This window comes from Chitinimonas sp. BJB300, from assembly GCF_002735695.1.
In the GTDB taxonomy this organism is placed as follows: Bacteria; Pseudomonadota; Gammaproteobacteria; order Burkholderiales; family Chitinimonadaceae; genus Chitinimonas.
Map to the genome: position 1 here is coordinate 17,300 of NZ_PDZH01000053.1, position 14,358 is coordinate 31,657.

Annotated in this window: 7 protein-coding genes and 1 pseudogene; 3 read left to right on the top strand and 5 right to left on the bottom strand. The window is 52.4% G+C overall.

Annotation, left to right across the window (positions count from 1 at the left end; translation table 11 throughout):
• Positions 1–13: 13 nt before the first annotated feature.
• From CSQ89_RS10870 to CSQ89_RS23600, 5 genes are all read right to left on the bottom strand, one after another.
• Positions 14–1,219, bottom strand: coding sequence for an acetyl-CoA C-acyltransferase (locus CSQ89_RS10870; protein ID WP_099406183.1), 1,206 nt, complete (start codon positions 1,217–1,219; stop codon positions 14–16).
• 103 nt (positions 1,220–1,322) lie between these two features.
• The gene (locus tag CSQ89_RS10875; RefSeq protein ID WP_099406184.1) at positions 1,323–3,692 is read right to left on the bottom strand and encodes a 3-hydroxyacyl-CoA dehydrogenase/enoyl-CoA hydratase family protein; all 2,370 of its coding nucleotides are present in this window, start codon (positions 3,690–3,692) and stop codon (positions 1,323–1,325) included.
• A gap of 228 nt (positions 3,693–3,920) precedes the next feature.
• On the bottom strand, positions 3,921–5,438 hold the full coding sequence (locus CSQ89_RS10880) for an OmpP1/FadL family transporter (RefSeq protein ID WP_099406185.1): 1,518 nt from the start codon (positions 5,436–5,438) through the stop codon (positions 3,921–3,923).
• A gap of 222 nt (positions 5,439–5,660) precedes the next feature.
• Entirely contained in the window at positions 5,661–8,111 is a 2,451-nt protein-coding gene (locus tag CSQ89_RS10885; protein ID WP_099406186.1) for an acyl-CoA dehydrogenase, read from the bottom strand.
• A gap of 19 nt (positions 8,112–8,130) precedes the next feature.
• On the bottom strand, positions 8,131–8,820 hold the full coding sequence (locus CSQ89_RS23600) for a TetR/AcrR family transcriptional regulator (RefSeq protein ID WP_099406187.1): 690 nt from the start codon (positions 8,818–8,820) through the stop codon (positions 8,131–8,133).
• A gap of 951 nt (positions 8,821–9,771) precedes the next feature.
• Here CSQ89_RS23600 and CSQ89_RS10895 point away from each other — a divergent pair.
• The 3 genes and pseudogenes from CSQ89_RS10895 to CSQ89_RS23815 all read left to right on the top strand — a co-directional run bounded on the left by CSQ89_RS10895 (position 9,772) and on the right by CSQ89_RS23815 (position 13,910).
• Positions 9,772–10,764 (top strand): SGNH/GDSL hydrolase family protein, encoded by a 993-nt coding sequence (locus tag CSQ89_RS10895; protein WP_199065434.1) that lies wholly within the window; start codon positions 9,772–9,774, stop codon positions 10,762–10,764.
• A gap of 228 nt (positions 10,765–10,992) precedes the next feature.
• Positions 10,993–12,360 (top strand): SGNH/GDSL hydrolase family protein, encoded by a 1,368-nt coding sequence (locus CSQ89_RS10900; RefSeq protein WP_099406189.1) that lies wholly within the window; start codon positions 10,993–10,995, stop codon positions 12,358–12,360.
• 506 nt (positions 12,361–12,866) lie between these two features.
• Positions 12,867–13,910, top strand: a pseudogene (locus CSQ89_RS23815) (SGNH/GDSL hydrolase family protein).
• The last annotated feature ends 448 nt before the right edge of the window (positions 13,911–14,358 follow it).

Genomic DNA, 14,358 nt, shown 5'->3' on the forward strand with positions numbered 1-14,358 from the left:
GCTGATTTTGCCGTTACAGGGACTGGATAATGCCTGCAGCGCCCATGCCCGTACCGATACACATGGTCACCATGCCATGCTTGCCTTGCTGGCCATGACGGCGCATACCATGCACCAGGGTAGCGGTACGGATAGCACCGGTGGCACCCAACGGGTGGCCCAGGGCAATCGCGCCACCCAAGGGGTTGACCTTGCTGGTATCGAGGCCCAGATCGCGAATCACCGCCAGCGCCTGTGCGGCGAAAGCTTCGTTCAGTTCCATCCAGCTGATGTCATCCAAATTTAGCCCCGCAACTTTCAAGGCAGCCGGGATGGCTTCTTTCGGGCCGATACCCATGATTTCAGGCGGCACGCCCTTCACAGCAAAACCCACATAACGCGCCAAGGGCACCAAGTTGAACTGCTTGAGGATCTTCTCGGACACGATCACCACTGCGCCCGCGCCATCAGACATCTGCGAAGAGTTACCCGCCGTCACCGAGCCCTTGGCGGCGAAGACGGTCTTGAGCTTGGCGAGGCCTTCCATATTGGTGCCGGCACGCGGGCCTTCGTCGGTATCAAGGATTTTCTTGATAATCTCGACTTCACCCGTACTCAGGTTTGGATTGCGATAAATCGCCTCGATCGGGCTGATTTCCTGTTTGAACTCACCCCCTTCAATCGCTGCAATCGCACGGCGGTTCGACTCGACCGCGAAAGCATCCTGGTCCTCACGCGACACGCCCCACTGCTCGGCAACTTTTTCAGCGGTCAGCCCCATACCGTAGGCGATGCCAACGTTTTCGTCCTTGGCGAAAATTTCCGGGTTCAAGGAAACCTTGTTACCCATCATCGGCACCAGGGACATTGATTCAGCGCCACCCGCGATCATCACATCGGCTTCACCCATCCGGATACGGTCGGCAGCTATCTGGACAGCATTGATGCCCGAAGAACAGTAACGGTTGATGGTCAGGCCCCCCGCGGTATGGGGCAGGCCAGCCAGCAGCGCCGAAATACGGGCCATGTTCAGGCCTTGCTCTGCTTCAGGGAAGGCACAACCGGCGACGACATCTTCCACCAGGGAAGGATCAAGCGCTGGCACCTGGGCCATAGCTTCACGAATAACATGTGCGAGCATGTCATCGGGACGGATGAAACGCATCATGCCGCGCGGGGCTTTGCCTACCGGCGTACGGGTCGCCGCGACGATATAGGATTCTTGTACTTGCTTAGTCATATCTTTTCTCCAAATTCCTGAGGGTCATGCTGGAGAGAGGGCCGCTTCGCGCAAAGCGCGGCAGGCAGCCACCCTCCCCCGTTTGCACGCGGGAGGGTTGGGTTTAGTTACGCAGCGGCTTGTTGTTCTGCAGCATGTAAGCGATACGCTCCTGGGTCTTCTCGTTCTTGAGCAGCGACAGGAAACCCTTGCGCTCCAAGTCGAGAATCCATTGTTCGTCCACCAGTGTGCCAGCTTCCACATCGCCACCGGTGATGATGTCGGCGATCAGCGCGCCAATATGGTAGTCGTGCTTCGAAATAAAGCCACCTTCCATCATATTGGTCAATTGGCCCTTGATCGATGCAGCGCCCGAACGGCCGGCAACCGGGAAGCCCTTGACCTTCAACGGCGCACGGTAGCCCGACTCAGCCAAGGCAATAGCTTGCTGCTTGGCAACGAACAAGAGTTCGTACTGGTTGAACACGATCACATCCGACTCACGGAAAAAGCCCAGTTCCTTGGCTTCTTCGGCACTCTTGGCCACGTTGGCGGTGGCGATTGTCATGTAGCGATCCTTCAACGCAGCAAAGACATCGCCGCGGGCCTCATTCGCCGCACGTAAGGCAAATTCCTTGGTGCCGCCAGCACCTGGCAATAAGCCCACGCCCACTTCGACCAAGCCCACATAGCTTTCCAGATGCGCCACGACGCGATCGGAATGCAGACAGACTTCACATCCGCCGCCAAACACATAACCACGGGTCGCAGATACCACCGGCACTTGGCTGTAGCGCAAACGCATGGTCATGGCCTGAAAGTCGCTCAGCATCTTTTCGATGCTGTCCCAGTCACCAGCCATAAAGGCCGGCAACATGGATGACAAATCTGCCCCCACCGAGAACGGCTCTTCCGGATGCCAGATAACCACGCTCTTGAATTGGGCTTCGGCAAGGTCCAGGGACTTGTTGATACCTTCCAGCACCGCCGGGCCAATCGCATGGGCTTTGCTGAGGAAAGAAACAACCAATACGCCGTCACCCGAGGTCCAGGCACGTACACCTTCGTTCTCGAATACGGTCTCGCCGTAGACTGGCTCTGCTTCACCCACCAATTTGGCTGGGAAGAGCTGACGCTGGTAAACGTCCAACGCCGAGCGCGGCACCAGGGCATTTTTACTGGCACTGTAGGAACCCGCGGCTTCGTGCACACCATCACGCTTGAACACCCAGGCTGGCAACGGTGTATTGACGATGGTTTTACCGGCATCGATATCGGCCTTCACCCACTCGGCAACCTGCTTCCAACCCGCTGCCTGCCAGGTCTCGAACGGGCCTTCATTCCAGCCAAAGCCCCAGCGAATGGCCAAGTCAACGTCACGGGCGTTGTCGGCCACGGTATCCAGATGCACAGCGATGTAATGGAACACATCGCGGAAACAAGCCCATAGGAACTGGGCTTCCGGATTGGTCGATTCTTTGAGCTTGAGCAGACGCTTACCCGGGTCTTTGATCTTCATCAACTCCTTGACCGCGTCATCACCCTTCTTGTTGGCTTCAACATACTGGCCATTCGAAGGATCAAGCACCAATTTGGTCTTGCCCTCCTTCTTATAGATGCCAACCTTGCTCTTGGCGCCCAGGGCACCACCTTCGATCAACTTCTGCAACCAGACCGGGCTTTGGAACAGCGCATGCCACGGATCATCCGGCAGGGTGTCCTGCATGGTCTTAACCACATGGGCAAAGGTATCTAGACCCACCACGTCGGCAGTACGGAACGTCGCTGACTTCGGGCGACCAAGGCGTGGGCCGGTCAAGTCATCGACAATGTCAAAGCGGATGCCGAATTTTTCAGCGTTGTGGATCGCAGCCAGCATCGAGTAAACACCGATGCGGTTGGCGACGAAATTTGGTGTGTCCTTGGCGCGCACAACCCCTTTGCCCAGCGTAGTAGCCAGGAAGGCTTCCAACTGGTCCAACATGGCGGCGTCGGAAGTCACACAGGGAATGATTTCCACCAAGTGCATATAGCGTGGTGGATTGAAGAAATGGATGCCGCAGAAACGTGCGCGCATCGATTCCGGCGTACCTTCGGCCAGCTTGTTGATACTGAGACCCGATGTATTGGTCGCGAAAATCGTGTTGACGCCCAGGTGTGGGGCGACCTTTTCGTACAAACCCAGCTTCCAGTCCATACGCTCGGCAATGGCTTCGATCACCAGATCGCAATCCTTCAGAAGGTGCAGGTGCTCGTCGTAATTGGCTGGCGTGATGAAGTCGGCACGGCCTTTAGAAGCCAGCGGCGCGGGGTTCTGCTTTTTCAACCCTTCAATGGCTTTGAGGGCAATGCCGCTCTTGGGGCCTTCTTTGGCCGGCAGGTCAAACAGAATGGCTTCCACATTAGCGTTGGCAAGGTGGGCAGCAATCTGCGCACCCATCACACCGGCGCCAAGCACGGCTACCTTGCGGACGATGAATTTGGATTGGGACATGGTGTTCCTCGATGTAGGGAGTCGATCGGGGCTCGCAAAATTCAACCACGAGAGAAATCAGTCTAGACACTAATGCAAACGTTCGTTTTATTCAAGCGCTTGCTCGATATGATGCCAACATTCGGTGATTGGATTTTCCCAGCCAACCTTTATCGTCTGATTTACCACACATAACAAAACCAGCGCGAGCAATAAACTCACGCTGGTCGATTTTGACTGCAAAGACGCTTAGAAACGATAGTTGGCTTGCATCCCAACCAGATGAGCCGAACTCTTGAAGTCTGCGGAACCAGACGTATAGCTGGACACGCAGTTGACAGCACCTGGGGTAGCCGCCGGGTTTTTGTCTGGGCGCGTCATATCTGGACGCGTTCCACCGCAGTAGCCATTCACATTGGCAGATGCCTTCTTGATGTGAATATAAGTGTAGGCAAAATCAAGTCCCAAATCCTTAGTTGCGGACCACTTGGCGCCAAATGACAACCAGGTACGGTCACTGTCAGGCAGCGTGCTTAGGCGGTCATTCACGCTCGGCACTGGTGATTTGTCGTGCGCCAGACCCATACGCAATTGCAAGGGATCGGTGATTTGATAGCTTGCACCGACAGCAATCTTGGTCGTGTTCTTCCAATTCGAATTCAACCGAGTAAAGTTGGTAGTTTGAGTTGGATTTATCGTTCTCTTCGACGCGCCATATTCGACATCGGCCTGGGTAAAACTGGAATGATTGGTGCGGCTTACGTCAGCATACAGACGGGTCTTTGGATTAAGCTGGTGCATGACATGGAACGAATAGCTGGCAGGGGTTGAAACCTTCACCTTGGCCGAGGAATCGATATAACCCAGCGTGTTCTCGATAATACTTGTCGCATTCGGGAAGACTGCTGGGTCTGAAGCCGGCATCGTCCAGTCCGCATCGCCAGTCAGTTCATGCTTAACCTTGGAACGGTAGTTGAAACCGACGCGTGTGCTATCTGTGACATCCCACAACGCACCGAAATTAAAACCAAATCCCCAATCATTGCCTTTAACTTCAGCAAAGCCATCCAGCGGTCCCTTACCGTCCTGAGCCAAAGCTGCGGCAGCTGTATCCAACAGTGCTTTGACCTGCGCCGGTGTCGCTCCAGCATTAACTGCAGCGTCAGCTTGCAACTGATAGACTCGTGCCAATGCCGCAGCAAAGTTGGCAGACTGGCGCAACTCAGCATGTGCATACTGGGCAATCAAGCCCATACCCACCGATACCTTAGGCGTCAGCTTGAAAGCAACCGTTGGATTAAATGCAATGACTTCCAACTTGGTCTGATTGATGTTGTAGCGCAAGACCGAATCACGCTTGTAATCAGTCCCTGAGCCAAAAGGCACATAGACACCCAGCCCCAGCGCCATCCGCTCACTCAAACGCGTAGAAGCATACATATGTGGTGCGGCAGCCAGATCACCGATGCTGTCATCAGTCGAACCTGCAATAGGGTTACCATTCAGAGTGGTGGCTTGCTGGTTCTCTGCCTTAATGCTGGGGGAGACGATATTCAGAGTACCCGACAGCTGCGTACCCTCCAGGTAGGTCAAACCAGCAGGGTTGTAGGAAATCGTGCTGGCGTCACCAGCCTCTGCAGCGCTTGAGTTCGCCGTCGCCTGATTCGAGGCCGACTGACTGCTGAACTGAAAACCTGAGGCGTAAGCCTGTTGTGCTAGGGCTGCACCAACCAGCAGCGTCGTAACACGCAGTGCATACTTGCTCATCGAGATGTCTCCGTTATTTTTGAAGAAGAGAAAACTAACCTAGCCTCTCAAGCGCTAGGCTGAATTGGGCGAGAATAACACAGCACTTAGAGTAAACAGTCAAAAACGGCACCAACAGTAGGTCTAGCCACAGCTTGACGACATATTTGTCACACTGCATAACCATAGGCTAAATAAAAAAGCCCCAGCAAATACTGGGGCTTTTTTAACTCCACGCTTCACTTAAACCGGTTCGCGTCGGCTAATCTCGGTATCGTGTTTGTCCAGCATCTTGTCAAAATCGTCCACCATGATCACTTCACGCTTGAGACGACGTGCACGTGTCACGGCGTCGAATTCCGCTTGCGTCACCAAACCCGCTTGCAGCGCTTCATCCAAACGCCCCTTGGCGTTCAGCGCCTTCAACTTGCCGTCACGCTGGGCGCGACGCAGCTTGCCTTCCGTACTTTCTGCTTCGATATGGGCATTCAATGCGTGATTGAGCACACCCACCGCATCGGTTTCATCCTGTGGAATGAACACATCACGGGTTAGACGATCGCGCGAAGCACCGGGCTGCATGAGGATACGTGCAATCTTGGTACCGAGACGGTCACGCGGCGTGGTGAAGTGCCGGCCCAACGGGAAGATGATCCAGTTCAACACAAACGCCAACGGGCGGTTTGGCAGGTTGGCCAGGAAACCGGTCATGGCTTCTTGAGCATCGTGCAAAGCCTGCAGGACCGACCACTTCAGCAACGGTAAATCTTCCTTTGGGCTGCCATCATCCGCAAAACGCTTCAGTGCAGCCGTAGCGATATACAAATTGGACAACACATCACCCAACCGGGCCGAGATTTTCTCGCGGAACTTGAGTGAGCCCCCCATGCTGAACATGGCCATGTCAGACGCCAAGGCAAAGGCAGCAGACAAACGCTCGACATCCTTGTAGTACTGGGCAATATCCCCACCTACCGGGGCCGAGGCAATCTTGGAGCCCGTCAGACCCAGCACGAAACTGCGAATCGCATTGTCGAGCACGAAACCGAGGTGGCCAGAGAAGGCTTTGTCAAACTCGACACCATCATTCGCCATGGCGGCCTTCATCTCACGCAGCACAAAAGGATGACAGCGAATCGCACCCTGGCCATAGATGATCATCGAACGGGTCAGAATATTGGCCCCTTCAACGGTAATACCAACCGGGATAGTCTGATAAGCATTACCTAGGTAGTTACGCGGGCCAAGCACTACTGCTTTGCCGCCGTGGATGTCCATCGCATCATTCAGCACCTTACGCATGCGCTCGGTGTTGTGATACTTGAGGATGGCGGAAATCACCGAAGGTTTTTCGCCGCTATCGAGACCCGCCAACGCCAAACGCTGGGCCGAATCCATCTGGTAGGTGTAACCACCAATGCGCGCCAGGGCTTCATCCACCCCTTCGAACTTGCCGATCGACAGGCCGAATTGCTCACGAACACGGGCATACGCACCCGTCACAAAGCTGGCGAATTTTCCTGACGCCACCGACATCGCCGGTAGCGAAATAGCTCGGCCAACCGACAGACACTCCACCAGCATGCGCCAGCCCTGGCCGACATAATCCTTCCCACCAATCACCCAATCGATCGGGATGAAGACATCCTTGCCCATGGTCGGGCCATTCATGAACACCGAGCCGGGCGGGGAGTGGCGACGGCCAATCTGCACCCCTTCGTGCTCAGCAGGAATCAACGCACAGGTGATGCCGATGTCTTCCTTGCCGCCAAGCAATTTTTCCGGGTCGTATAGCTTGAAAGCCAAGCCAAGAATAGTGGCGACCGGCGCGAGGGTAATCCAACGCTTTTCCCAGTTCAGGCGGATACCAATCACATTCTCATGATGGTGGCCTGTACGCGGATCGGTATAGGAACCACGCGTCACCACACCGTAGTCGGGAATGGCGCCCGCATCAGAGCCTGCATAGGGGCTGGTCAGGGCAAAACACGGGATTTCCAAACCTTTGGCCAAACGCGGCAGGTAATAGTCTTTTTGTGCTTCAGTACCATAGTGCTGTAACAACTCACCCGGTCCAAGCGAATTGGGCACCATGACAGTCACCGCTGCCGAGCCACCCCGGGTTGCAATCTTGGTCACCACACGGGCATGGGCATAGTTGGAAAACTCTACCCCCCCATACTTCTTTTTGATAATCATGCCCAGGAAGCCGTTGTCTTTGATGAACTGCCACACATTAGGTGGTAAATCCTTCAGTTCATGGACGATCTTCCAGTCGTCGACCATACGGCACAATTCTTCCGTCGGGCCATCCAGAAAAGCCTGCTCTTCCGGGGTCAGCTTTGGCACCATATAGCTGTGCAACTTCTTGTAATCTGGCTTGCCCGAGAACAGCTCGGCATCCCACCAAACCGTACCGGCATTGATGGCCTCCTGCTCGGTTTGCGACATAGCCGGCGTGATCTTCTTGAAAATAATGAAGATCGGCCCGGTGATCAGCGCCCGGCGAAGCGGTGCCAGATTAAAAATCAGCGCGACAACACCCGCACCAATCAGCCAGCCTATAGGGCAGCCATTTGCAAATACCGAATAGGCGATACCGGCCAGAGCCGCAACCGTCCATGCGATCAGGGGTGCGCGCAGGTAGCCCAGCGCAAGCGTCGCGAGCACGACAATCAGGATGGTGAGTGCCATGAGATCTTCCTTCCCAGGGTTAAGCCCGATTCACATCGGGAGAAGCGCCCATCTTGACGGCCGGGGCTGTTAGACCGGCCACTACGAAGGGTACGAGATAAGTTGCAATCAAACGCGGGTCACGCGCATTGACGACGGGGTCACTGACAAACAAACGCAGAATATTGTTACCGGCGAAGGCATTAAAAATGGCCGAGAAAGCAAAGTTGAGCCGCCACTGCAACTCAATCTGATCAATGTGCGGCAATGCCCGGGCTGTTGCACTGGCATAGCGCCCTACCAATTCTTCGTAGTGCCGTGGCAGGCTTTCACGCAGCACGGGATGCGTCTCGACAAACGTCCGACTCAACAGACGCACAAAGATCACCCCGCCCCGCTTTGGGTCATAGGCGATATCAAGCGCGGCATCCATAAACGCGTGCATGATGGCATCCACCAGCAGTGGGGCACCCTTGGCTGCTTGCTCAAGCTTATCCAGGCTTTGCACTGCGAGCTGGGTAAGCGGTGTCAACCGACGCGTAAAGACACCCTGAAACAACGCATCCTTACTACCAAAGTGGTAGTTGACCGCTGCAAGATTGACTTCGGCGCGCTGGGTGATCATGCGCATGGAAGTAGCCTCAAAGCCATGCTCGACAAACAAGACTTCAGCCGCATCAAGAATCCGCGTCGCCGTATCTGTTTGTCTTATTTCACCGGTCCCGTTCATCTGTTCCGCCCATGCTTGTCTCTAGATAGTTGCCCTTATTTGCACTGTATAAACACCTGTTCACAACCTCATCGCACTGCTGCGAACTGGTCAGCAACTGGTTGAATTGCGCCGACAAGGGCGCGGCCAAAGCGACTTCGTGGCCAAGAAACGACCTCAGACACCTGCGTGCGTTCCATCTAAGCATAGACGATTCAGTCAAACGATTGTTTGAAACATACGTCGCAATGAATATTTAGTCAAGCAAGCGCTCGATATTCCGATGTAATGCATATGCTCTAACACAGCACTTCCAGTACAAAAGCAGTGCAAAACCTGTATTGATCAGGCTTCATCAAATAAACCAATGACATACCAAGAATGGATTTGATCATTTCTATCAGTCAGTTGTATTCACACGACAAATTTAGAGCAACCGCTCAACAGTCTGCGCATCACGCTATGATCACCACTTCCTCAAGCGGTGATCGAACAAATACTTGGGGAACGAAGAGATGCGCTCATCTCGAAACCCCATCGGACCAAACCCGCCCACCGCCTACACAAAGAAGCGGATGACAGGTAAGGATCGTGGGATCCCATCAAGCATGAGGAGACACAATGAAAATCAAAGCCCTGCTAGTTGGTACCCTGCTGTTATCGTCATGGGCCCATGCCGCAGACGCGGCCGATGTTCAACCCGATCCAACCCTGGATCACTATCTATCCCCACACGGTCCAGCTTCCGCAGAAACACTGCATAAACTGAGTCGGCGGTCGAAACGGTCCACAAGCGCCGACACCCCACCTCAGCAGTCAGCCAGCAGTAACACCTACACTTATCTGCGGTGCTTCTATCCGACAGGAACCCGTCTCAGACCCACGGCTAATTACACATGGGCAACCAACCCAGGAAACAACGATTACTACCGCATATACGGATATTGGCGGTCTGGCTTGCCCGGGAAGAACATGTTCTACAGCGATACCTCGCAGACTGAGCTCAAATCGGTATGCGAGCAGACTCTCCGCCGCCAAGGACTCAATCCTGAAGTTGCCATGTTGGCTGCAGCGGATAATGCGTTATCGTTCAATTACACGGTATGGACCTTGGATAACGCAAGCCAACCCAACCGTATCAATAAGATCGTCGCATTTGGCGACAGCCTTTCGGACACACAGAACGTCTACAACGCATCGCAATGGCTGCTGCCTAACCGGAACAGCTGGTTCCTTGGCCGATTCAGCAATGGCTACACCTGGGTGGAATACCTCGCATCAGAGCTCAAACTGCCCTTGTATAACTGGGCTGTAGGCGGCGCAGGCGCCGACACTGAGAAATTCTTGATTTCAGGTGTTACCGACCAAGTGAAGTCGTGGAAGGAGTATGCGCAACAAGCACCAGCTTATCGGCCCGAGAACACACTGTTCACAGTACTGATTGGCGGAAATGACTTCGTCAATTACGATCGATCCGTCGATCACGTCATTACGAATCAGACCAGCGCCTTACAAAATCTGATCAATGCAGGGGGACGCCATATCCTGCTACTCAAGTTGCCTGATGTATCACGCGCACCAGTCTTCAAATACAAAGGCAACTCCGTCCTAGTGAACCAGAAGGTTGATGAGTACAACCGCCGACTGGTCCAGCTTGCTACAGACCTGAATGCACAGAATGGTGGAAATCTGGATATACAGATATTTGATAGCCATTCGCTCTTCAATGATCTACTGAACAATCCAGCAGATTATGGGATGACAGAGACCAGCACCCCCTGCCTGAATATCAATGGAAGCAGTCAAGTCAACTATCTTGGCAATCCGGGACCGAGGGCTGAATGCCGCAATCCGGACACGTTTGTATTCTGGGACGTGCTACACCCCACTACTCGTATCCACCAACTGTTGAGCGAACACGTCACGCCCTTTGTGCGCGCCCACTTTTCGCTGGCAACCCCCTGACACAGATAGTTAGTCAACAAATAGAAACGGCAGCCCAGGCTGCCGTTTCTATTTGTTTAGCTCCCCTCCATTACGACGTAGCTGCCTGCAAACACCATAACATTAGACTTGTCTAATTTATTGCCATCAATGCACCTATTCGATGCTTGATCGCCCTTGGCAATCTTTTCGCCCTCAACCAAGGGCGACATAGCCGGGATCATCCCCGTCCAACACAAGGAAAAGCATATGAAAGTTCCCTGCCAGCTACTGAGTGCCCTTTTATTGTCCCCGGCATATGCCATAGAAACCACCGATACCCAACCCAGCCCGGAATGGAACCACTATCTATCCCCACATAAGCCAGCTACTGCAGAGTCAATACGCCGTCTTCTTCGTAGATCTGCGGACAACGAAGTCACAGCCCTTCAAGCATCCGCCAGCAATACCTATACATATCTACGCTGCTACTACCTGACGGGGACGCTTCTACGTCCCACCACAACTTACACCTGGGCGCTAACTCCGGGTAGCAACGCCTACTATCACGTGAATGGATATTGGCAGACCGCCAGTTGGACCAACTGGGAAAATATGTTCTACAGCGACACTCCGCAAAATGAACTTAAGTCCGCGTGTGAACAGACACTTAGCCAAAAAGGAATCAATCATGCAGTGGCCATGTGGGCTGCTGCTGATAACGAGCTTTCATTTAATTACCCGATCTGGAGCATCGATAACACCCCCCAATCCAACCGCATCAACAAGATTATCGCGTTTGGGGACAGCCTCTCCGATACACAAAACCTCTACAACACACTGCATTGGCAATTGCCTAATCCGAACAGGTGGTTTCTTGGCCGCTTCAGCAATGGTTATACCTGGGTCGAATACCTGGCCAGGGACTTAAAGCTCCCTCTATATAGCTGGGCTATCGCCGGCGCCGGGGCGGGTACAGAAAAACTTGCAATCGCAAACCTCGGCACACTAGAAATTCCAGGGCTCATGGGTCAGGTACAGCTGTGGAAAGCACATAGACAAAAGGCCCCCAACTACAGACCAGAGAACACGCTTTTTACGGTTTTCATCGGTGGCAATGACTTTATCAATTACAACCGTTCCGTCGAGCATGTCCTCACAACCCAAAAGGAAGCACTGCAGCACCTGATCAGTGCGGGCGCTCGCAACATCCTACTGATTAAACTACCCAATATGTCGCGTGCACCCATTTTCAATTACAAAAACAACGCTGAAATCGTCGCAAATAAAATTACTGACTACAACACCCAGTTAGAAGAAATGGCTACGGTGCTCAAAGTACAAAATGGCGGGAGTTCGAACATTCAGATCCATCTATTTGATTGCCATACTTGGTTCAATGATCTGTTGAACAACCCTAGCAATCACGGGATGGTTACAACGGACACTTCCTGCCTTGAAATAAATAGTGGCAATTTGATCGCCTTCTTGGGTAATCCCAATCCACGCGCAGCATGCAGCAATCCAAACACCTTCGTTTTCTGGGATGTCCTGCACCCCACCACCCGCACACATCAGTTGTTGAGCGAGCGTGTATCACCTTTTGTTCGAGCGCACTTTGTGCTTGCAACACCTTGATCAGACAATTGATTCGCCGATAAATACGGCAGTCTAAGGCTTCGTACCAGTCAGTTAACGTTGACTGGTATTTTTTGTTGGAAATTAATGAGCACAATTCTTGACGGCTTACAAATAGTGTCAGTCAGGCCTATGCAGAGGTATGACAAGCGGGCTAAGTATCAACTAGATACACCACAATTGTTGGGGCTCTGCCAAGTAGTACAACCCATAGCGCCTCCTTCCATTCCAAAACTATATCTCTTCAGGAATAAACACATAGCAGGCAAAGGACCTACCAATCTGATTTGAGCTCAAGCAGAACTCATCATAACTATCATTTTTCGAACCAAATTTTCGTTTTAATGGAACAACTATATATTCAAATATATGCAACTTCCTTAGTATCACACTAGATCTTGCTAGCTCGCAAAATTAAATTGCTTCGCAACAAGAAGCGCTGCTGACAAAGATCCATTCAATCTAAGGAATATATTATGGGAATCAGAATTTTCTTAGTTTGCGTCATGCTAACAGCATGGGCCAACGCAGCGGAGTTAGATACAGATAGTGCTCAACCAAACCATAAACTGGAGCAGTACCTTCCCCCTCATGATCCAAACGTAGATCAAAGAGAACTGCTATACGATGCTGTACAACGTCCAGCGAATACTCACAAAAATAATACTTACACATATTTGCGCTGCTACTACCCCACTGGTAACCGCCTCAAGCCAACCACTAACTACGTATGGGCCCTCGATCCAGAAAGCAACGGCTACTATCGGGTGAGAGGTTACTGGTGGTCCAGCATTTCCAGCATAACGGGAAATATGTTCTACAGCGACACCACACAAGTTGCGCTTAACGCTGTATGCGAACAGACACTCCGCCGCCGAGGACTCAATCCTGAAGTCGTCATGTGGACAGCAGCCAACAACAGGTTTTCATTCAACTATTCGATATGGAGCATAGATAGCGACGACCAATCCAATCGTATCAATAAGATTATCGTGCTCGGTGACAGTTTGTCAGACACGATGAATATGTTCAATGACTCAGAGTGGAAGCTGCCAAATAGGGAGAGTTGGTACCGTGGTCGTTTCAGTAATGGACCTGTTTGGGTAGAGTATCTAGCTAAAGAGTTAAAGCTACCTATGTATAATTGGGCTGTTGGTGGAGCCGGATCTGATAGAGAGGAATCCGTAATTCCAGGTCTTACTGGACAAGTACTATCCTGGATGGAATATATGCAATAGGCGCCAGCATATAAACCAGAGAAGACGCTATTCACTGTCCTGATTGGTGGTAACGATTTCATTAATTACCATCGAACTGTCGAGCATGCGATTCAAGATCAGAAAATTGGGTTACAAAATCTGATTAATGCCGGTGCCCGCAATATTCTATTGCTTAATCTACCGGATATATCGCGCACACCCGTTTTCCAAGGCAAAGGTGCCCCCGACGTAGCAAATCAGGTATTAAGCTATAACAGTAAACTTATTGAAATGGTTTCAGATCTAAGGGTGCAAAATGGGGGGGGGGTTGAATATTCAACTATTCGATAGCTACTCATTGTTTAATGACTTACTTAATAATCCCAGCACCTACGGCATGACTAACGCTACCTTACCATGCCTTAATATCAACGGAGCCCACGTCAGCACTCTGTACCTAACGAGTCACCACACTCGGCCAGAGTGCGTGAATCCAGATACCTTTGTATTTTGGGACGTCCTCCATCCAACTACGCGCACCCATAAATTGCTAAGCGACCATGTGGTACCGTTTGTACGAGCTAACTTTGCACTGCCAACACCTTGAGCAGTGAGAAAGTATCCTCCACATAGCCTATCAATTACGTATCTATGGCTAACACATAAAGCATCAATCGGCATAGGGGCGGCTAGATTACCTGGCTGACCCCTGCCACACCACCCGGCATGCGGGTCCGCACCGGGCGGTTCGAGAAGTTGAGGTTAGGCGAGTCTTGGAACTCCCAGGCGATCGAAATAG